Annotated in this window: 14 protein-coding genes and 1 pseudogene; 4 read left to right on the top strand and 11 right to left on the bottom strand. The window is 63.1% G+C overall.

Features of this window, described 5'->3' with window-relative positions:
- Positions 1-607 precede the first annotated feature (607 nt).
- Complete coding sequence (locus AC0L24_RS22320; protein ID WP_164748944.1) at positions 608-2,575, top strand: M23 family metallopeptidase; 1,968 nt, start codon at positions 608-610, stop codon at positions 2,573-2,575.
- A 6-nt stretch (positions 2,576-2,581) separates the two neighbouring features.
- On the opposite strand, the pseudogene AC0L24_RS22315 reads toward AC0L24_RS22320, so the two are convergent.
- The 9 genes and pseudogenes from AC0L24_RS22315 to AC0L24_RS22275 all read right to left on the bottom strand — a co-directional run bounded on the left by AC0L24_RS22315 (position 2,582) and on the right by AC0L24_RS22275 (position 16,133).
- Positions 2,582-4,140: pseudogene (locus AC0L24_RS22315) on the bottom strand (MFS transporter).
- A gap of 221 nt (positions 4,141-4,361) precedes the next feature.
- A complete protein-coding gene (locus AC0L24_RS22310; protein ID WP_127811339.1) occupies positions 4,362-5,867 on the bottom strand; it encodes a L,D-transpeptidase family protein in 1,506 nt (501 codons plus the stop codon).
- A 148-nt stretch (positions 5,868-6,015) separates the two neighbouring features.
- Positions 6,016-6,381 (bottom strand): MmcQ/YjbR family DNA-binding protein, encoded by a 366-nt coding sequence (locus AC0L24_RS22305; protein WP_127379972.1) that lies wholly within the window; start codon positions 6,379-6,381, stop codon positions 6,016-6,018.
- Positions 6,382-6,496: 115 nt separating this feature from the next.
- On the bottom strand, positions 6,497-9,103 hold the full coding sequence (gene clpB, locus AC0L24_RS22300) for an ATP-dependent chaperone ClpB (RefSeq protein WP_127809235.1): 2,607 nt from the start codon (positions 9,101-9,103) through the stop codon (positions 6,497-6,499).
- A 219-nt stretch (positions 9,104-9,322) separates the two neighbouring features.
- A complete protein-coding gene (locus AC0L24_RS22295; RefSeq protein ID WP_127809234.1) occupies positions 9,323-10,267 on the bottom strand; it encodes a DUF4167 domain-containing protein in 945 nt (314 codons plus the stop codon).
- A 303-nt stretch (positions 10,268-10,570) separates the two neighbouring features.
- Complete coding sequence (gene prmC / locus AC0L24_RS22290; RefSeq protein ID WP_127396366.1) at positions 10,571-11,443, bottom strand: peptide chain release factor N(5)-glutamine methyltransferase; 873 nt, start codon at positions 11,441-11,443, stop codon at positions 10,571-10,573.
- Positions 11,436-12,515, bottom strand: coding sequence for a peptide chain release factor 1 (gene prfA / locus AC0L24_RS22285; RefSeq protein WP_127266723.1), 1,080 nt, complete (start codon positions 12,513-12,515; stop codon positions 11,436-11,438). The genes prmC and prfA overlap by 8 nt, the downstream gene beginning before the upstream one ends.
- A gap of 10 nt (positions 12,516-12,525) precedes the next feature.
- Positions 12,526-14,796 (bottom strand): phosphoenolpyruvate--protein phosphotransferase, encoded by a 2,271-nt coding sequence (ptsP, locus tag AC0L24_RS22280; protein ID WP_027038177.1) that lies wholly within the window; start codon positions 14,794-14,796, stop codon positions 12,526-12,528.
- Between the two features lie 83 nt (positions 14,797-14,879).
- Positions 14,880-16,133: an aspartate kinase gene (locus AC0L24_RS22275; protein ID WP_013529459.1), complete on the bottom strand. Its 1,254-nt coding sequence runs from the start codon at positions 16,131-16,133 to the stop codon at positions 14,880-14,882.
- A 258-nt stretch (positions 16,134-16,391) separates the two neighbouring features.
- Here AC0L24_RS22275 and AC0L24_RS22270 point away from each other — a divergent pair, with 258 nt between their 5' ends.
- Together AC0L24_RS22270 and ubiG are read left to right on the top strand one after the other, a co-directional pair.
- Positions 16,392-18,233, top strand: a complete 1,842-nt coding sequence (locus AC0L24_RS22270; RefSeq protein WP_292138230.1) for a CHASE3 domain-containing protein — start codon at positions 16,392-16,394, stop codon at positions 18,231-18,233.
- A gap of 198 nt (positions 18,234-18,431) precedes the next feature.
- Complete coding sequence (gene ubiG / locus AC0L24_RS22265; protein ID WP_127809232.1) at positions 18,432-19,181, top strand: bifunctional 2-polyprenyl-6-hydroxyphenol methylase/3-demethylubiquinol 3-O-methyltransferase UbiG; 750 nt, start codon at positions 18,432-18,434, stop codon at positions 19,179-19,181.
- A 20-nt stretch (positions 19,182-19,201) separates the two neighbouring features.
- Here ubiG and AC0L24_RS22260 read toward each other — a convergent pair whose 3' ends face one another.
- Together AC0L24_RS22260 and AC0L24_RS22255 are read right to left on the bottom strand one after the other, a co-directional pair.
- On the bottom strand, positions 19,202-19,720 hold the full coding sequence (locus tag AC0L24_RS22260) for a flavin reductase family protein (protein WP_127399347.1): 519 nt from the start codon (positions 19,718-19,720) through the stop codon (positions 19,202-19,204).
- Positions 19,721-19,862: 142 nt separating this feature from the next.
- A complete protein-coding gene (locus AC0L24_RS22255; protein WP_127809231.1) occupies positions 19,863-20,753 on the bottom strand; it encodes a DMT family transporter in 891 nt (296 codons plus the stop codon).
- A 96-nt stretch (positions 20,754-20,849) separates the two neighbouring features.
- Here AC0L24_RS22255 and AC0L24_RS22250 point away from each other — a divergent pair, with 96 nt between their 5' ends.
- Entirely contained in the window at positions 20,850-21,335 is a 486-nt protein-coding gene (locus AC0L24_RS22250) for a MarR family winged helix-turn-helix transcriptional regulator (RefSeq protein WP_127397870.1), read from the top strand.
- Positions 21,336-21,389: the final 54 nt, after the last annotated feature.

Here is a 21,389-nt window from a genome sequence, read left to right as displayed (position 1 = left end):
CTTTCTTCATTATTCAATTTTCAAAGAACAGACACCGCAAACGCAATGTCGTGGCCCGCTTCGCTTTTGGCTCCGGGGCCGTCCGAGTGTCGCTTACGCGGCTCTCTTGAATTTCGCTAAGGGCAGGCTTAGAAGCAAACTTCTTCGTCGCCAGCGGCGAGCCGCCCTCGTTCGTGAGGCGTATATAGTCGCCACCAACGACAACTGTCAACACACATCGACAATGTTTTTGAAGTTTTTGCGACAGAAATTTCGGACCCGATCTGCCGATAGCCGACTGCCCCAGGGGAACGCTGGCAATACCGATTGGACGGCAGGGAAGGAGCCCTATTGCCGCCGCATTGCCGTTCGACACCAAAGCCAACGAAAGTGGGCGCCGCCGACGGAGCAGCGCCTGTCTTACGAGCCCTCTATATAGGAGTGTGCGATGGGCCTTGCAGAGAAGGTACACCGCCCCGCCTGGTAGAGCGCTCTATAAGAGAAGTGCTTGGGGGCAATTCGTTCGGAGCCTGGCGCTTCGTTGACTTCACCTGCCATGACAGGCAAATGTCACGGCCACAACAAAAGCGACAAGCCGTTCCGCCCGGGGAAGAAGCAGCCTTTCTGGATGCCAGACACGGAAGATGTCATAGCCGAACTCGGCAACGAGCCGCCGCTTATCGCGGATGGCCGCAGCGGCCCGCCCGACCGGCGCGAGGTTTCTGCACGCTGGCTGTCGGGAACATTTCTCACTGGCGTCACCTCAAGCGTGCTGATGGGCGTGGCGCTGTTCGCCGCCCTTGACGGCCGCCAGCAACTCGCCACCCCACCCGAGATCGCCGAGTTGATCAGCCTTGCCGGCAACGGGGATTCCGGCGAAGTCGCCAAGACCACCAGGCTGGTGGCGCCGCGTCAGATCGCAAAGGCCAAGGACCGTCGCCGCATGGAAGTGTCGATGGTCACCAAGGTCGGCGACCGCGACGTCATCCACACCATGCCTTTCGTCCAGATCAAGATGGCCCTTGCCGCCGGCCACACCACCAGCCGCGCCTACCCACCCTTCGACCCGATGCAGGTGTTCGGCGACGACAGCGACGACAATGCCCAGCCGGCGACGGCCTCTGCCGCTTCCGGCCAGATCTACGGCGCCAAGGTCGAAAGCGAGATGAGCCTGAAGACCGTCGATTTTCCGATCGAAACAGCTTCCTTCGACGAAAAGAGCGACCTCTCCGCCGACGAGGTGGAAAAAGTGGTGCGCGAAGCCGGCACCGACCTCAGCGACGGCGCCGTGCAGGTCGCTTCACTTCACTATGTCGACCCGCAGCGATTCGGCGAAGCTTTTGCCGAGAGCATGGCGGGCTCCTACGACGTCAAGATCGTGCCGGAAAATGTCTCGGTGGCGCCCCGTGCCACTGTTGACGACCAGGCGCCGGCTTTCGCCGAGGAAATCATCCCCTTCACCAAGGATCTCGACGTCACCGAGGCTTTTGCCAATTCGGGCTACACGGGTGAAGATGCCACCGGAATGGCCGAAGCTATCGCCAAGTTGCTCAACGCAACAGCGCTCAAGGCTGGAACCGTGCTGCGTGTCGGCCTTGAGGTTCACGGCGATGCCGCCAAGGTCGTGCGCACCAGCGTCTATGACCGGACCCAGCACATCGTCACCATCGCGCTCAACGATCGCGGCCAGTATGTGCCGGCGCAGGAACCGGATCCGAACCCCGAATTGCTGACGGCCTTCGATGATTCGTCGGCGCCCGTGGTGGTGCGCGGCAACCTGCCCAACGTCTATGACGGCATCTACCGCGCCGCCTATTCCTACGGCATGTCCAAGGCGATGACGCAGCGGTTGATCAAGTTGCTGGCGTCCGACGTCGACTTCCAATCCCGCCTCAGCCCCGCCGACCGCATCGAAGTCCTGTTCTCGCAGCCCGACGGTGACGACCAGACCTCGGACAGCTCCGAGCTTCTTTACGTCTCGGCGACGTTCGGCGGCCAGACCCGCAACTTCTACCGCTTCCAGATGCAGGACGGCGGCACCGATTATTTTGATGAGGACGGCTCGAGCGCCGAGCAGTTCCTGTTGCGCAATCCCCTGCCCGCCGGGAAATTCCGCTCCGGTTTCGGCGCCCGCAGGCATCCGATCCTCGGCTATGTCCGCATGCACACCGGCGTCGATTGGTCCGCGCCGATCGGTACGCCGATCATCGCCGCCGGCAACGGCACGGTCGAGAAGGTCGGCTGGGCCGGCGGCTACGGCAAGCAGATCATCATCCGCCATGCCAATGGCTATGAGACATCATACAATCACCAGAGCGCCTTTGCCAAAGGCATCGAACCGGGCGTGCACGTCCGCCAGGGCCAGACCATCGGCTTCCTCGGCCAGACCGGCCTCGCCACCGGCCCGCATCTTCACTACGAGCTGATCGTCAACGGCACCAAGGTTGATCCGATGCGTGTCCGCCTGCCGGTCGGCAAGGTGCTGAAGGGCGATGACCTCGTCGCCTTCAAGCGCGAGCGCGAGCGCATCGACGAACTGCTGAAGCAGGAAGACAGCGATTCGCTGAAGGTTGCGAGCGCCAAGATCGACGGTTGACCCGCTTCAGCCTTGCCGATCTTCGGCCTGTCGCGGCCATGGCAATCGCTCACCGGGAATGGTCGTCCAGGCGATGACAGCCGCAATCAGGCAAAGCAGCGCAGTCACCGAAGAAACCGCGGCAAAAGCGGCATCGCTGGCGGCGAGCCTCGCCGCATCGATGGCCGGCGCAAGCCCGGCTGGCGCCGGTTCACCAATCCTGGGATGGCGGACGTTGCGCTCGCGTCCAGCGCATTCGCGTAAACCCATGCGGCAAGCGAGCCCATCGCCGCCACCGCGATCAGACCGCCGATGCGTGAGACGGCATTGTTGATGCCGGAGGCGGCCCCCGTGTCCTTGTCTTCCACCGCCGTCATGATCGCGGTCGACAAAGGCGACACGACCAGAGCCATGCCGAGCCCCATCAGCGCCATCAGCGGGAATATTCCAATCCAGAAATTGTGGATACCGGCGTAGGTGAGCAAGGCCAGCCCGGCAAACGCGAAAGCCACGACCAAGCTGCCGCAGGCGATCGGAAAACGTGGTCCGATCCGGTCCGAAAGCTTGCCGACCGGTCCCGACAAAAGCGCGATCAATGCCGACAAGGGCAGGAAGATGAAGCCGACCTCGGCCGTGCTCAGATCCCAGCCGGCGATCAGCAGCATCGGCAGATAGAAAAGGTTGGCCGATAGCGCAAAATAGAGGAAGAATGTCGCCACATTGGCGCCGGCGAAAGCACCGACGCGAAACAGGCTGAGGTCGATCATCGGCTCGCGCTGCCGAAGCTCGAAAACGATGAAGACAGCCAGCAGTACGACGCCTGCGGCAATGCTCGGCCCTGCCATGAGGCCCTCGCCGCTGGCGCTCATCGAGGTCAGCCCATAGGCAAGCGCGCCGAAGGCCAATGTCGCGAGCGCTGCACCACCGAGATCCAGGCTGCGTTTCTCCGTCGGCGTATCGGCAGGAACCTTGGCCAGCAGAAGCCAGATCGAGATCAAGCCCAGCGGCAGGTTGATGGCGAAGATCGCCCGCCAGATGCCGTCGCCGAAGGCCGACAGCACGAAACCGCCGAACACCGGGCCAAGTGCCGTGGTCAGCGCTGAAGCCGCCGCCCAGATCCCAATCGCGCGGCCGCGTTCTTTCTTCGGGTAGGCCTTGGCGATGATGGCGAGGCTGCCGGGCACCATGATTGCCGCACCGATGCCCTGCAACGCGCGAAATGCGATCAGCACAATGGCATTCGGCGCCAGCGCACAGGCCAGCGAAGCGACGATGAACAGCGCAATGCCGGACACGAAGGCGCGGCGCAGACCGAATCGGTCGCCGGCCGCACCCCCGGCCAGGATCAGCGCCGACAGCGTCAATGCATAGGCATTGGAAATCCACTGCGCCTCGGCAAGGCTGGCGCCGAGGTTGACGCGAATCGCCGGTGTGGCGATGGCCAGGATCGAGCCGTCTATGAAGCCAAGCGCCGAGGCCAGAATTGCCGCGATCAGCACAAATCGCCGCTGCGACTGCGGACAAAACGTTCCATGCGTGACCGGGCTGGTCAGCGGGACCGCGGCAGCTTTGCTCGGTGAATGCATGAAACCTTGCTTAAACCCCTAGCGCATCGGCAACAACCGGCCAGTGGCTTGCAGTCATTGAAACCAGCCGTTTGGCCAGGGTTGCACCCTGACAGGGTGCAAATGGCACAGTCATGCCAGCCCCGTTACGTGCAGCCGGCGGGGATTTCGATGAGGCGGCCGCTTGAAAGCTCGGCTTCATCCTGATCATGCAGCTGGTCTATGCCGCCGCACTTCCCAGTTCACTGCTGCGCAAGGTTATCGGCTGAAGGTCCGCCGACAAACTCCACCGTGACACCCGGCGAAACCAGCTTGGCCAACTCCCGCGCATCCCAGTTGGTCAGGCGTACGCAGCCATGGCTTTCGGTCTTGCCGATCTTCGACGGATCCGGCGTGCCGTGGATGCCATAGGTCGGCTTGTCCAGGGCGATCCAGACCGAGCCGACGGGACCGTTCGGCCCAGGCGGAATGGTCAGGACCTTGTCGTTCTGGCCCTGCTTGAAATTGATGCTGGGATTGTAGGTGTAGTTCGGATCGAGCGCGACGCGCGACACCGTGTGAATGCCGGACGGTGACGGCGTGTCCGAAGAGCCGATGGTTGCGGGATAGGCCGCGACCAGCCTGCCGCCGGCATCATAGGCGAAAACCTCTTTCTTGTCCTTGTCGGCGACGATGCGGGCCACCGGCGTCGAAACCAGTTTGCCGAAATTGGCGACCTTGATGGTCGTGCCGGGACGATTGAAATCGAGGTCCGGGTTGAGCGCTTTGAGATAATTCTCATCCATGTGGAAGCGCTCTGCGAGCGCCTCGGTCACCGACGTATAGCCCATGCGATCGAGTTGCGCCTTCTGGCTGTAGTCTTCCGGGATCGACGCGACATAGGGACCGGCCGCATCCTCCGCTGTGATCGTGTAGTTGGCGAAGGCATCGCCGCCGGATTGCGCAAGTGCCGCCTGGATGGCGACCGCGTCGGTCGATCGCAGATTGGCGCCGGTGATCTGGTTGTAGGCAGCGAGCGCTTTGTCGACGTTCGAACCGAAACGCCCGTCGATGACGCCAGGCGAAGCGCCACCCCGGTCGAGCAGCACCTGAAGGGCGGCGACATCCTGGCGCGCTCCCAGCGACAGTGCCGGGGCAACAGTGGTCTTGCCGCCAGTCTCTGGTGGCAGAGCTGCCTGATCGGCTGACGTCGCCGGCTGGGCAGGGTCTATCGAGGCCTCGTCCAGCGGCTGGCGCTTGATGGTACCCGGCTTTGCCGGCTGCGGCGCGTCGGGATAATTGTCATCGTAGCTGCCATCGTCCTGCGGTGCCGGCGGATAGGCTTCGACGGCATTGTCCCCATAGGGATCGTACTCGTCCGCCGGCGGCGGGATAACGCGGCCTTCCTCTTCCAACTGCTGGCGGCGGAACCGCGCCATGTCTTCCGGATCGTCGAGATAGTAACGGTCGTCGCCCTCGGGGGCGCGGCCCAGTTCGCGCAGTCGTGTATCGCGGCGCAAGGCGCGGCGGTCGAGCCGGGTCTGCGGCGGCTGGATGGCGATCACCTTGCCGGTATCGGCATCGACGATCACGCGGTTGCCCCTGGCGTCGTAGTAGATGTCGAGATTGCCGTCCTGGGCGACAAGGATGCCACCGGTATCGGCGGCACGGACAATCGGTGGTGCGCTGTCCTGCGTCGGGGCTGCGATTGCATTGGCAGACAAAAGCCCGCCGGCAAGTACCGAAAGGGTGAAGATCGTACGCAGCATAGTGGCGAAACTCTCCGGTCCGTAATTGCCGCCGCCCGGCATTGTTCTCTGGCGAAGCCCCTCGTCAGCAAACCAGTTACCCACCATATAGTTCCAACATGAACCGGGCATGAAGATGGCGGTTTTCCAGCGCCTCGAGGAATATAGACTAGCTTGCGGCAAGTCCCAATTCCTTGCGCGCCTGTCTGGTCAGTTTCAGGGCTACAAGGCGATGGCTCTCGCGCAGATAATCCTTCAGCGCGGCATCATCCATGCTCTGGCTTGTCCGACGCTGGATCCATGTCATACCGCGCGAGGCAAGATAGGGCGCGGGCCGCAGGCCCGGCTGCTCCTTGAGCACATCATAGGCGATATCGGAACATTTGAAGGTGACGAAGAGCTGCTGGCCCTGATCCCAGCCGCCAACCGCGAAGACCTTGTTTCCGACCTTCCAGACATGGGCGCCGCCCCATTGGACAACGTGGTTCGTCGCGGGCAGCGAGGCGCAGAAGCCGTTGTAGTCGTCCAGCGTCATCCCGCCCCCTTTTTTTGCGCACGTCGCCCAAAAGTGGCCCCGGTTTTGGGAAAACGACATGCATATGACAAAGACCTAAAACGCCGCGCGTCCGGGAAGGACGCGCGGCGTAGGATCAGGCTGCCACTTCCGCCGCGACGATCGCCGGCTTCGAGCGGAAGTTCAGCCGGTCGGAACCGGCTGTCACCTTGACGGTCGAGCCGTCGAGGATGTCGCCGAGCAGGATCTTCTCCGCCAGCGGGTCCTGCAATTCCTTCTGCATCACCCGCTTCAGCGGCCGCGCGCCATAGGCCGGATCGTAGCCCTTGGCCGCCAGCCAGTCGACCGCCTCCTGGTCCAGCGACAGCGTGATCTTGCGGTCGACAAGCAGGCTCTCCAGCCGCTTGAGCTGGATCTCGACGATGCGGCCCATATCCTGCCGGCGCAGCCGGTGGAACAGGATCACCTCGTCGACGCGATTGAGGAACTCCGGCCGGAACGACGCCCTGACGACACCCATCACCTCGTCGCGAACCAGATCGACGTCCTGATCCTCGGTGAGATTGACGAGATATTCGGCGCCCAGGTTCGACGTCATGATGATCAGCGTGTTGCGGAAGTCCACCGTGCGGCCCTGCCCATCGGTCAGGCGGCCGTCATCGAGCACCTGCAACAGCACGTTGAACACATCGGGATGCGCCTTCTCGATTTCGTCGAACAGCACGACCTGATAGGGCCGGCGCCGCACCGCTTCGGTCAACGCGCCGCCTTCCTCATAGCCGACATAGCCGGGAGGTGCGCCGATCAGCCGGGCGACCGAGTGCTTTTCCATGAACTCCGACATGTCGATGCGCACCATCGCGCCCTCGTCGTCGAACAGGAAGCTTGCCAGCGCCTTGGTCAGTTCGGTCTTGCCGACGCCCGTCGGCCCGAGGAACATGAACGAGCCGATCGGCCGGTTCGGGTCCTGCAGGCCCGCACGGGCGCGCCGCACCGCTTTGGAAACAGCCTGCACCGCCTCGCCCTGGCCAACGACGCGCTTGCCGATCTCATCTTCCATGCGCAGCAGCTTGTCGCGCTCGCCCTGCAGCATCTTGTCGACCGGAATGCCGGTCCAGCGCGAGACGATATGGGCCACGTGATCCGGCGTGACCACCTCTTCGACCATGCCGGCCTTGCCGTCCTGGGTTTCGGCCTCTTTCAGCTTCTTTTCCAGTTCCGGGATCTTGCCATAGGCAAGCTCGCCGGCGCGCTGGAATTCACCCTTGCGCTGGGCAATGGCAAGGTCGTTGCGCGCCTCGTCGAGCTGCTTCTTGAGGTCGGCGGCGAGCCCGAGCTTCTGCTTCTCGGCCTGCCATTTGGCGGTGATCTCGGTCGATTCCTCCTCGAGGCCGACGAGCTCCTTTTCCAGGCGGGCAAGCCGATCCTTCGAGGCGTCGTCCGTCTCGACCTTCAGCGCCTCGCGTTCGATCTTGAGCTGCATGATGCGGCGATCGATCTCGTCCAGCGCCTCAGGCTTGGAATCGACCTGCATGCGCAGCCGCGATGCGGCTTCGTCGACCAGATCGATCGCCTTGTCCGGCAGGAAGCGATCGGCGATGTAGCGGTTGGACAGCGTCGCCGCCGCCACCAGCGCCGAATCCGAAATGCGCACCTTGTGGTGCTGCTCGTACTTCTCCTTCAGGCCGCGCAGGATCGAGACGGTGTCTTCCACCGTCGGCTCGTCGACGAACACCGGCTGGAAGCGGCGGGCAAGCGCTGCATCCTTCTCGACATGCTTGCGATACTCATCGAGCGTGGTGGCGCCGACGCAGTGCAGCTCGCCGCGCGCCAGCGCCGGCTTCAGAAGGTTCGACGCATCCATGGCGCCATCCGCCTTGCCGGCACCGACCAGGGTGTGCATCTCATCGATGAACAGGATGATGTTGCCGCTGGCCGAGGTGACTTCGGAGAGCACGGCCTTCAGCCGCTCCTCGAACTCGCCGCGATATTTGGCGCCGGCAATCAGCGCGCCCATGTCGAGCGCCATCAATTGCTTGTCCTTCAGCGATTCCGGCACGTCGCCATTGACGATGCGCAGCGCCAGGCCTTCGGCGATCGCCGTCTTGCCGACGCCCGGTTCGCCGATCAGCACCGGATTGTTCTTGGTGCGGCGCGACAGCACCTGAATGGTGCGGCGGATCTCGTCGTCACGGCCGATCACGGGGTCCAGCTTGCCGGCACGGGCATCCGCGGTCAGGTCGCGCGCGTATTTCTTCAGCGCGTCGTAGCCCTGTTCGGCACTCGCCGAATCGGCGGTGCGGCCCTTGCGGACGTCATTGATGACCTGGTTGAGCGCCTGCGCGGTGACGCCGGCCTTGGCCAGTATGTCGGCGGTCTTGGCCGACTTCTCCATGGCCAGCGCCTGCAAGAGCCGCTCCACCGTGACAAAGCTGTCGCCGGCTTTCTTGGCCAGTTCCTCGGCGGTCGAAAACGCTTTTGCCAGCGGCTGGGCCAGATAGAGCTGGCCATTGCCGCCCTCGACCTTGGGCATCGCTTCGAGCGCCGTCTCGACGCCAAGCTTGACGTCGCGAACGTTGCCGCCGGCGCGTTCGATCAGCGACGCGGCCAGGCCCTCATCGTCGTCGACGAGCACTTTCAGGATATGCTCAGGGGTGAATTGCTGATGGTTGCGGGAAAGCGCCATAGTCTGCGCGGACTGGATAAAACCGCGCACGCGCTCTGAGTATTTCTCAAGGTTCATATCTGTCTCCTTCCATCACCGGCCCGCTTTGCGGCACCGGATCCGATTGCGGTGACGGACCCGCCCATTCGAGCCGGGTCCAGTTGAGGCTGATATGGTGCACAAGCTCCGAACCCTCAAGACGTCTCGCTATCGGCAACTTCATAATATTGCACGGCCGCCCAAACGAAAACGGCGGAGATTTCTCTCCGCCGTTCAATGCCTTGAAATGCCGTTCGATCAGTTGTCGATATCGACATTGACCGGTTGGGCGTTGCCGCTGTCGACCGGGGCCGCAGCCGCCTCGCCGGCGTTGGCCACGGAATTGGCATTGTCACTACCGCCATCAACCTGATCGGCGTTGACGCGCGGGCGGCGCGGCCGCCTCGGACGACGGGCAGCACCGCTTTCGGCGGCCGCCTCGTTGAGTTCGGCCTGGGCCGCAAGGCCTGCCGGCGAAAGATTCTCGAACGACGGAGCCGGTTCGGCCGGCACTACAGATTCAGTCGGCGAAACGGCTTCGCCCTGAACCGGGGGCTCGTTGCCCTGCGGTTGACCACCTTGCTCCACAGACGAACCAAAGTCGCGCTGGCCGTTCTGGCCATAACCGCCATTGGGGCGACGATCGCGATGGCGCCCGCCATTGTTGTCGCGGCCACCATTGTTGCGCCCGCCATTATTATCACGGGCCTCGCGGCCACCTTCCCGGTTGAGCGCAACCTCGGCCGGCGTCCCTTCGATGACCGGCTGCGGGCCGGCGCCATGGTTGATCACCGGGATCTGGGCATCGGAAACAGTGTTGCTGTTGTTGCTGCCGTTGTCGAAATCGTCGCGGTCCTCGTCGCCGTCATCGTCGAAATCATCGCGATTCTGCTGCGCGTTCTGGATCGGCATCTGCGCCTGTGCGGCCGCGATGATGCGATTGTAGTGCTCGGCGTGCTGGAGATAGTTCTCCGCCATGACCCGGTCGCCGGAGCTGTGAGAATCGCGGGCAAGGGTGGCGTACTTTTCGGCGATCTGCTGAGCCGAACCGCGGATCTTCACATCCGGGCCATTGCTCTCGTAGTTGCGCGTCAGGGGATTAGGCCCCTTGCGGTTGTTGTTGTTATTGTTGTTATTGTTACCACCGCCGCCGCCATTATTGTTGCGACCGCGCATGCGCCTGTTCTGCTGTTGTGGCCTCATCAAACTCTCTTCATTTTGAAATTTTCGAAAAACTCTTCACGAACGGAGGCGCTCATGCAGCCAGCCGTTTCGTCTCTTCACCGGCGTTCGCCCGCATCGATTGCGTTGGCGCCACGTGTCATCCTGTTCCGGTTACATCACTTGCCGGACGATTCCCGCACGAAGCTTGGGCATCGTTTGCGCAAGAAGGCAGCTATTTCCAAGGAAAACCGAATCGCTAAGAGCACTGCCTGCTTCGTCTCATCCGGTTAAGGCGACCCTAGCCGCATTCCCCGGCATTGCCAAGCGCTTTTTTGCACTGCGTCAAGGCTTTATCCTTTCAAAGACAATAACCCTGTCGTTTCCGCCGAGGTCGCGAAAAACACCGCCCGGCATGTAGCCAGCTGCAGCGAATATCTCGCAGACCTCATCGCTTTGCGTATGGCCGATCTCGACCGCAATCCTGCCTTCAGCTTCCAAAAACCTTGCCGCTTGCGCAGCGATGGTTCTGTAGGGGTTCAGACCGTCCGCGCCGCCATCCAGGGCCAGGCGCGGGTCGAAATTGCGGACTTCGTCCTGCAGATTTCCAATGTCTTCCGTGGTTATATAGGGAGGGTTTGCGGCGATTACATGGTACCGGCCGAAAACTTTTTCGAACCAGTCCGACTGCAGCGCCGTGAACCGGTCTGCAAGACCCAGTTTCCCGGCATTACTGGCCGCCGTCGCCAGCGCACCTGCGGACAGATCGACGCCGGTTGCGCTAGCCGTCGGTACGACGCTGAGCAGCGCCAGCGCAATGGCGCCGGTGCCGGTGCCAAGATCGAGGATGCGGCACCCGCCTTCCCGCGCCGCAACTGCCTTGACGAAGGGCAATATCGCCTCGACCAGCGTTTCGGTATCCGGCCGCGGCTCCAGCGTTTCCGGCGACAGCGACAGGCGCAAACCGTAGAATTCACGATAGCCGAGGATGCGATGCACCGGTTCGCCGCCAGCGCGGCGTCTCAGGGCGGCATCGATTTCGGCAACAATGCCGGCGCCGAGCCTGCGTTCAGGGTCCGCAATGGCTTGCGTGCGCGTCGTGCCCGAAAAATGCTCGACGATCAGCCGCGCATCGAGCGCCGGGTCGTCGACAGTGGTGCCAAGCCGGGCCCGCGCTTCCCGCAGCAGCGGGCCGAGTGCGTCGGGCAGGTCAGTCATCGATGCCGATGTCGGCGAGCAATTTCGACTGGTGATCGGCAATCAGCGCGTTGATGATCTCGTCGAGTTCGCCCATCATCACCCGGTCGAGCTTGTAGAGCGTCAAATTGATGCGATGGTCGGTGACGCGGCCTTGCGGGAAATTATAGGTGCGGATGCGCTCCGAGCGGTCACCGGAACCGACCTGCGACTTGCGCGATTCGGAACGCTCCTCGTCGGCCTTGCCGCGCTCCAGATCATAGAGCCGGGCACGCAGGATCTGCATGGCCTTGGCGCGGTTCTGATGCTGCGATTTCTCCGCCTGCACGACCATGATGCCAGTCGGCAGATGAGTGATGCGGACGGCCGAATCGGTGGTGTTGACGTGCTGGCCGCCCGAACCCGAGGCGCGCATCGTGTCGATGCGGATGTCTTCGGCCCTGATGTCGATGTCGACCTCTTCGGCTTCGGGCAGCACCGCGACGGTTGCGGCCGAGGTGTGAATGCGCCCGCTGGCCTCCGTTGCCGGCACACGCTGCACGCGGTGCACGCCGGATTCGAATTTCAGATGCGCAAAGACGCCCTTGCCCGACACCGTGGCGATGATTTCCTTGAAGCCGCCGGCGTCGCCATCGCTGGCCGAGGCGGTTTCGAAACGCCAGCCGCGTTCGGCGGCGTAGCGCTCATACATGCGAAACAGGTCGCCGGCGAACAGCGCGGCCTCGTCACCGCCGGTGCCGGCGCGGATTTCGAGAATGGCGTTCTTGTCGTCGGCGGCATCCCTGGGCAACAGCAGGATCTGGATATCCTTCTGCAACGCCTCGATGCGCTCCTCGATCTCCGGCAGCTCGGCCTCGGCGAGCGCCCGCATCTCGGCATCGGTGCCCTTGTCGGCAAGCATGGCTTCCAGATCGGCCTGTTCACGCTCGGCCAGGCGCAATGCCCTGACCTTGGCGACCATATCCTGGATTTCGGCATATTCGGACGCCATGCGCACATAGGCATCCGGCGCCGGACCAGCCGACATCTGCGCTTCGAGCATCTCGAAACGCTTGACGACTTGATCCATACGATCGCGGGGCAAATTGACCATGATGAGGCTGCTACAATGGGATCGAACGGTCGTCGGCAAAGGCCTGCAGCAGCGCCCGCATCGGCAAGCCCTGTGCCGGAGCCATCAGATTGTCGTCGAAAAACGCCTTCAACTCGTCCAGCGGCAGTTCCGTCAGCATCGCCTTGACCGGACCGATCGAGGCCGGCGACATCGAGATCGAACGGAAACCGAGGCCGATCAGCGCCATCGCCGAGATCGGCTTGCCGGCGAGTTCGCCGCACAGCGTCACCGGCGTATTGTTGCGGACGCCGGCATCGGCGATCTGCTTGAGCACACGCAGGAACGGCGCCGACAGCGTGTCGAAGCGGTTTGCCAATTGCGTGTTGCCACGGTCGACGGCCATGACGAACTGGAACAGGTCGTTCGAACCGACCGAGACGAAATCGACCGCCTTCATCAATTCATCGAGCTGGAACAATAGCGACGGAACTTCCAACATCGCCCCCAGCTTCAGGCTGGTCGGCAAATGATGGGCAAAGCGCGAGAGATGCCGCACCTCGCGGTCGATGATCTCGCGTGCCTGGGCGATCTCGCCCAGCTCGGTCACCATCGGCAGCATCAGCTTCAATTCGCGGCCGCCGCTGGCCTTGAGCAAAGCGCGGATCTGGGTGCGCAACAACCCCGGCCGGTCAAGCGTCAGCCGGATCGCCCGCCAGCCAAGCGCCGGGTTCTCTTCCTGGATCGCACCCTTGAAATAGGGCAGCACCTTGTCGCCGCCAATGTCGATGGTGCGGAAAGTGACCGGCTTGCCGCGCGCCGCTTCGAGCACGTCGCGGTACAGCTTTTCCTGGGCTTCGGCCCGGGGAAATGTCGAGGCGACCATGAATTGAAGTTCGGTGCGGAACAGGCCGATACCGGCCGCGCCCGCTTCGGCAAGCTGCGGCAGGTCGACGGCGAGACCGGCATTCATCAACAGGTCGACCTGGACACCGTCCCTGGTCGTCGACGGCTTCTTGCGCAGCTCGCGGTAGACCTCTTGCCGGCGCGCCCTGAAGCGCACCTTTTCGGCGTAGGCGGCCTCGAGATCGGGCTGCGGCCGCAAATGGATCACGCCCTCTTCGCCGTCGACGATGATGGCATCGCCGTTTTCCGCCATGGAAACGGCGCCCTTCATCTGCCCGGCGACGGGAATGCCCATGGCACGCGCGACTATGACGACGTGACTGGTCGCGGCACCATCCTCGAGCACCAGCCCGCGCATCTTGTCGCGGGGATAATCGAGCAGCTCGGCGGCCCCCATCGAACGTGCAACGATGATGGCATCCTTCGGCAGCGATGCGGCGACATCTTCCGGCCCGCGCCCCATCAGCTGGCGCAGCAGGCGGTTGGCGAGGTCGTCGAAATCGCTCATCCGCTCGCGCAGATAGGGATCGGTCATGTGCAGCATGCGGGCGCGCATGTCGCTCTGCACCTTTTCCACCGCCGCTTCGGCCGTCAGGCCGTTGCGGATGGCCTCTTCCAGCCGCCGCACCCAGCCGCGATCGTTGGCGAACATGCGATAGGCTTCCAACACCTGGCGATGCTCGCCTTCGAAGGCGACGTCGCGGCGTTCCAGCATGTCGTCGATGGACAGCCTGAGCGAGCTGAGTGAGGTTTCGAGCCGGCGGACCTCTTCCTCGCTGTCTTCGTTGAACAGATTGGTGACGACGATGCGCGGCTCGTGCAGCACGACGTGGCCGAGCCCGACGCCTTCATTGAAGGACAGGCCGGTGAAGCTGACAGGACGGCGCAGATCGAGTTCAAGGCCGGGCCGGGTCAGCCGCGCCAGATCGCCGGTGGCGATCATCTCGGCGATCACCATTGCCGTGGTTTCCAGCGCTTCGACCTCGTCGTCGCGGTAATGGCGCATGGTCTTGTTCTGCACCACAAGCACGCCCAGCGTGCGCCCTGCCCGCAGCACCGGCACGCCGAGGAACGAGTTGTAGATCTCTTCCCCGGTCTCCGGCAGATAGGCGAAGGCAGGGTGTTCCTGCGCATTGGACAGGTTGAGCGGCCGCGCGCTGGCGGCGATCGTGCCGACCAGGCCTTGGCCCAGCCGCAACTGCGCCAAATGGACGGCGTTCGGGTTCAGACCTTCGGTGGCGTAGAGTTCGAGCACCGAATCGGCGCGCAGCACATAGAGCGAGCAGACTTCCGCGACCATGTTGGAGGCGATGTCGCGCACAATCCGGTCAAGCCGCTCCTGCGGCTCCAGCGGCTCCTGCATGAGCTCGCGGAGCCGTTTGAGCAAAACGCGCGGGCCACTGGCCTGATCACGCATCGCGGCTTCTTCTCCAATGGGCATTCTGCCCGCCGCAGTTTCCACCGCGACCGGCGCACACGCAACAACTCAAATCGTTCTCGCTACTGCTTATCCAGACCGTAGACGGAATGCAAAGTACGAACCGCAAGTTCCGTATACGGACCGTCGATCAGGATCGAAATCTTGATCTCGGAGGTCGTGATGGCGCGGATGTTGATCGATTTGTCGGCCAGCGCCTTGAAAGCGGTGGCGGCGACGCCGGCATGGCTCCTCATGCCGATGCCGATGACCGAAACCTTCGACATGCCGGCTTCCGACTGCACGACATCGTAGCCGATCGAAGCCTTGAGGCGTTCAAGCACGGCCAGCGCCTTGTCGACATCGCCCGACGGCACGGTGAAGGTCATGTCGGTGAACTTGCCGTCCTCGGAAATGTTCTGGACGATCATGTCGACATTGATGTTGGCCTCGGCCAGCGGCCCGAAGATGCCGGCGGCAACGCCCGGCCGGTCGCCGACCCGGCGCAGCGAAATCTGCGCTTCATCCTTGGCGTAGGCAATTCCGGTGACGACCTGCTGTTCCACGATCTCTTCCTCGTCGCAAATGAGCGTTCCGGGCGGATTGAGCAAATCCCCCATTCCGGGCGCGTCGGGATCGTCGAAGGACGACCGCACGAAGGTACGCACCCTGTGCACCATGGCAAGCTCGACCGAACGCACCTGCAGAACCTTGGCGCCGAGCGAGGCCATTTCAAGCATTTCCTCGAACGATATCTTGGCCAGCCGCCGCGCCTTGGGCTCGATGCGCGGATCGGTGGTGTAGACCCCGTCGACGTCGGTATAGATGTCGCAGCGATCAGCCTTGACCGCCGCGGCTATGGCGACAGCACTGGTATCGGAGCCGCCGCGGCCGAGCGTGGCGATACGATTGTCCGGGCCGATGCCCTGGAACCCGGCGATCACCGCCACCTGGCCCTCGCCGAAGCGCTTGATCAGGAACGCGCCGTCGATGTCGAGGATGCGCGCCGCTCCATGCGCATTGTCGGTCTTGATCGGGATCTGCCAGCCCTGCCAGGAGCGGGCATGCACGCCCATGTTCTGCAAGGTGATGGCCAGAAGGCCGGCCGTGACCTGCTCGCCGGAAGCGACGACCGCGTCATATTCGCGTGCGTCATGCATCGGCGAGGCCTCACGCGTCCACCCGACCAGTTCATTGGTTTTCCCGGCCATCGCCGAAACGACCACCGCCACCTCATGGCCGGCGTCGACCTCGCGTTTGACGTGACGCGCCACGTTGCGGATGCGGGCGATGTCGGCGACCGAGGTTCCGCCGAATTTCATCACGATGCGCGCCATGGGAGCGAAATGCCTTTGCCTGAAGCCGGATCCCGGCCAAAAGCCGGAATCCCGAAAAGCGGAAGGCCGGCTGACGCCGGCCGCTGAATGCGCGGCCTCCTTAGCCAAATGATGAAGGTTTCGCAAGGCTGGCGGCCGATTGCCGGCGCCAGAAGCCGGCATATTGCCTTCCGCCCCGGCGCCGCCTACGAAATGCAGCCTGCGGGGAATTCTTTTGGTTCGGCGTAACAGATGATGATTGCTCGTCTTCGACGTGCCATGCGATGGCAATCGCTCCCGCTTGTCGCCGGCTTCGCCGTGCTGGCGCTGATTGTCGGCAGCCGCGCCATGCTGGTCGAGGAACAGCGGGCCAACCGCGCCGCCGCGCGCGAGGCAATCGAATATCAGCAATTGCTTTCGGGTCTGCTTTCTCTGGCGCAGGAAGCCGAGAGCGGCCAGCGGGGCTACCTGCTGACCGGCGAGAAATCCTATCTCGAACCCTATCGGAGCGCTGTCGGCGCCATTCCGGGCCAACTTGCCCACATCGACAGCTTGACCGCCCCCGACGACCAGCTCGTCCAGCCGATCAACCATATCAAGGACGCGCTTTCGCAAAAGCAGGCTGAACTGGCCGAGACGATTGCCCTGTACGACCAGGGCAATGCGACGAAAGCGCTGGATCTGATTCGCAGCGGCCAGGGCAAGGCCGTGATGGACGAAATCCGGACCAGAATGGATACGGTCCGACGCATCAGCGCCGCAGCCGTCGCCGCGCGCGACGCGCATACCGACCAGGTCGAGGCCTGGCTACGCATCGGTTCGCTGGCGGCGCTGCTGGCGATCTTCCTGCTTGCCGGCTACGCGATCAGGGAATCGCGCCGCCGCTTCCGTGAGGTGGCCGTCGCCCAGGATGAGTTGGTGCGCAAGAACGTCGCCCTCGGTAAGGAGATCGAGACTCGCGAAAAGGCCGAATCCCAGATCCGCCAGATGCACAAGATGGAGGCGGTCGGCCAGCTTACAGGCGGCATCGCCCACGACTTCAACAACATGCTGGCGGTGATCATCAGCGCCATGAACCTCGCCCAGCGCAAGCTGGCGCGCGGCGAGCACGACATCGCACAATTCATCGACGCGGCGATCGATGCCGCGACCCGTGCCGCCAATCTGACGGCCCGGCTGCTCGCCTTCTCGCGCCAGCAGCCGCTGGCGCCGCAGATCGTGGACGCCAACCGTCTGCTGACCGGGATGTCCGACCTGATCCGGCGGGCACTCGGCGAAACCATCCGTATCGAAACGGTGCTGGCGGGAGGCTTGTGGAAAACCCATGCCGACCCGAGCCAGATCGAGAACGCCGTTCTCAACCTGGCCGTCAACGCCCGCGACGCCATGGGCGATGATGGCAAGCTGACCATCGAGACCGCCAACAGCCATCTCGACGACAGCTACGCCGCCGCCCATGCCGAAGTCGCGGCCGGCCAGTATGTGATGATCGCCGTCAGCGATACCGGTTCGGGCATGACCCCCGATGTCATCGCCAAGGCCTTCGAACCCTTCTTCACCACCAAGGCGGTCAACAAGGGCACCGGCCTAGGGTTGAGCCAGGTGTTCGGCTTCGTCAAGCAGTCGGGTGGCCATGTCAACATCTATTCCGAACCCGGCGAAGGCACGACGATCAAGATCTACTTGCCGCGGTATTTCGGCGCCGAAGAGCCGGCCGTGACCACGCGGCGAGGCGACAACACCGCCGCACCGGTCACCGAAACGATCCTTGTCGTCGAGGATGATGCCCGCGTGCGGGTCTCCACGACTGAGGCCATACGAGAACTCGGATACACCGTCATTCATGCAGCGAGCGGCGAGGAAGCGTTGCAGAAACTGGCGGAGAACCCGAACGTCGCCCTGCTGTTCACCGACATCGTCATGCCCGTCATGAACGGCCGCAAGCTGGCGGAAGAGGCCGTTGCCCGCATGCCGCTGCTGAAGGTGATCTTCACCACCGGCTTCACCAGGAACGCGGTGGTCCACAACGGCGTGCTCGACCACGACGTGCATTTCCTCGCCAAGCCCTTCACCATCGAGCAACTGGCGGCGAAACTGCGTGACGTGCTCGGCACGAAGTAGGTCGGCCACTCTGTCAGCCCCTTGGCAGCATCGAAAATTGTTGCCTTGACATTCGCGGCCTCACGCCCGACTTCCTAGCGCATGACCCCGAAATCGAAGTCGATTTCGGAAAGGATCATGCGCAGAATCTAAAGTGCTACAGCGTCCTTTGCGCGTCCAAGAGGACGCGCGGCGCTGTAGTGTCGAGGAGACCAACCCATGCCAGAGCCCCGACGATCGACGATCGATGCCGGAGAGGTGGAGCGCTTTTCCGCCCTTGCCGCCGAATGGTGGAACCCGAACGGCAAGTTCCGTCCCCTGCACAAATTCAATCCGGTCCGGCTGGCCTATATCCGCGACCAGATAGCAACGCGCTTCGGCCGTGACCCGCGCGCTGCAAGGCCTTTCGAGGGCCTGCGCATCCTCGACATCGGCTGCGGCGGCGGACTTCTGTGCGAGCCGATGGCGCGGCTTGGCGCCGAAGTCGTGGGTGCGGATGCCTCCGAAACCAATATCGAAGTGGCCAAGCTGCACGCCGCCGAGGGCAATGTCAGCATCGACTATCGCGCCACGACGGCTGAGGACCTTGCCGACGCCGGCGAAAAGTTCGACGTCATCCTCAACATGGAAGTGGTCGAGCATGTCGCCGACATCGACCTGTTCGTCGCCAAATGCGGCGAGATGGTGCGGCCCGGCGGCGTCATGTTCGTGGCCACTATCAACCGCACGCTGAAGGCGCTGGGCTTAGCCATCATCGGCGCCGAATATGTGCTGCGCTGGCTACCGCGCGGCACCCACCAGTTCGGCAAGCTGGTGCGCCCGGAAGAACTCGAAAAGGCGCTTGGCGGCGCCGGCCTGACCATCATCGACCGCACCGGCGTCACCTACAACCCGCTGGCCGACCGCTGGGCACGCTCGAAGGACATGGACGTCAACTACATGGTCCTGGCGGAAAAAGGCTCAGTCTGACCTTATTCTGAATTCTGGCCTTATTCAGAATTCAGCGGCCTGTAGCCGCCGCGCCAGTAGATCAGCGCCTGGCCGGCATCGTGGGTGCGCACGGCCTCGACCGAGCCGATGACGATGGAATGCGTGCCGCGATCGATCATCTCGTCGAGGCTGCAGTCGAAGGCGGCCACCGCGTCCGAAAGCAGTAAAGCTCCGGTCTTGAGCGTCGTCCATTCGGCGCCCTCATAGCGGTCCTTGCCCTTGATGCCGCCAAAGCCGGAGAACCGCTCGGCCACGCGCTGATGCTTGGGCCCAAGCGAATTGACGCCGAAATGCCGGTAGCGTTCGATCACCGGCCAGGTCGACGACGACCTGTTGACGCAGGCGATCACCTTGGGCGGCTCGGCCGACAGCGAGACGACCGAAATGACCACCAGGCCGGAGCGATCCTCGCCGGTGCCGGCGGTGATGACGCTGACATTGCCGACGATCAGCCGCATCGCGGCGCGAAAATCAGCTACATCGACAGCAGTCGCCTCTGATGTCTTCGGTTCGTTCATGGCTTGCTCCAGAGCACGATTCCAAAAAGGGAACGGTCCTCGGAAAAGATCACGCTCAAACAGGAAGATAAAGCAGATCTGGATACAAATTCAGGTGAAATCGGCTCCAGGCGCGAAGGTGATTCGGATCCCTTGCGACCGCTCACGCCTTCTGGCTTTGTGCCCTGGTGGTGATGAACACGCCGGCGGTGATGATGAGCGCGCCTGCCCAGGTCAGCAGCTGATAGTGCTCGCCGAGGAAGATGGTTCCGGCAAACAGGCCGACGGCCGCCGCGACATAACCGATCTGGCTGAGATAGACCGGGCCGCCAACCGCTTGCAGCCTGAAGAAGAAGGCGAACATAGCCGACGCCGACGCGACCTGCGCGATGACCACCAGCGGCACGCCGCCGAGTGGCGCGAAAGCCTCGCCGCCGAACAGGAGGAGAATGCCGGCAAGCAGCATCGCCGCCGACGCCAGATGGCTGCCGACGGCAAGCTCGATCGGGCCGGTGCCGTCCGGCCAGTCGACCGTACGATAGATGTTGCCGACGGCAAGGCTGACCGGGATGAGCAAACCCATCACTACCCAGAACAAATCGGCCGGCTGGCCGGCCTCGCCGCGCGTCACCGCGACCATGACGGCGCCGACGAAGCCGACGGCGATGCCGACAATGCCCAGCATGTTGGGGCGCCGGACACGCAACAGGATCGAGAACACCAGTGTGATGACAGGCGACAGGGTGAACATGATGCCGGTGTAGCCGGCGCCCAGATGCGGGATGGCCGAGAACATCAGGAGGTTGGGGACAGCATAGGACACCGCGGCAGTCACGAAGAAATAGCGCAATTTGTGCGCGGTGAGCCGGACCCGCTTGCCGCGAGCCAGGAGCACGCACAGCAAGACCCCGCCGGCGCCGAGCGAGATGACGAAGGCCCAGACCATGGCCGGCACGTCGGCAGCCGTGGCGAGCTTGCCGAACGGCAGCGTCAGGCCGAGCAGGCCGCCGGTGACGACCAGCAGGCCGAGCGCCGAATCCCAGAGAAGTTTCATTGACCGAATCCTGTAGCGCGGCCCTTGGCCGGCATTGCATGTTATGATAAGATAATGGAAAGATTCTTAACGTCAAGATATATGATGGTGAGACAATTGGACAGGGCAGCAAGAGCGATCGAGCAATGGAAGCGGGAGCGGCCCGATCTGGATGTCTCGCCAATGGGTGTGCTCGGGCGGCTGAACGAGGCCTCCTCGCTGATCGCCCGCGAGCGCCTGGCGCCGTTGTTTGCCCGTTATGGATTGCAGTCCGGGGAATTTGACGTGCTGGCAACGCTGCGCCGTTCAGGCTCTCCCTACGCGCTGACGCCGACCGCTCTCTACGAGGCGACGATGGTGACGTCCGGCGCCATGACCAACAGGCTAGACCGGCTCGAAACGTCCGGATTGATCCTGCGCGGGCCGCATCCCAACGATAGGCGCGGCATTGTCGTGCGGCTGACCGACAAGGGCCTGGCCTTGATCGATGAAGCCGTTACCGCCCACGTGGCCAACGAACACGAGGTTCTCTCGGGCTTGACGCCGGCGGAACAGGAGACGCTCTCTCGGCTGCTTGAGAAATTGATCGGGAGTATGGGCTAGAGCAATTCTAGGAAAAGTTTTCCGCCTAGAATTGCTTCAAAACAAATAGTTAGA

The sequence above is a fragment of the Mesorhizobium sp. WSM4809 genome, assembly GCF_055811655.1.
The sequence above is the reverse complement of the archived record's forward strand: the minus strand, read 5'-3'. Positions and strand labels throughout refer to the sequence as shown.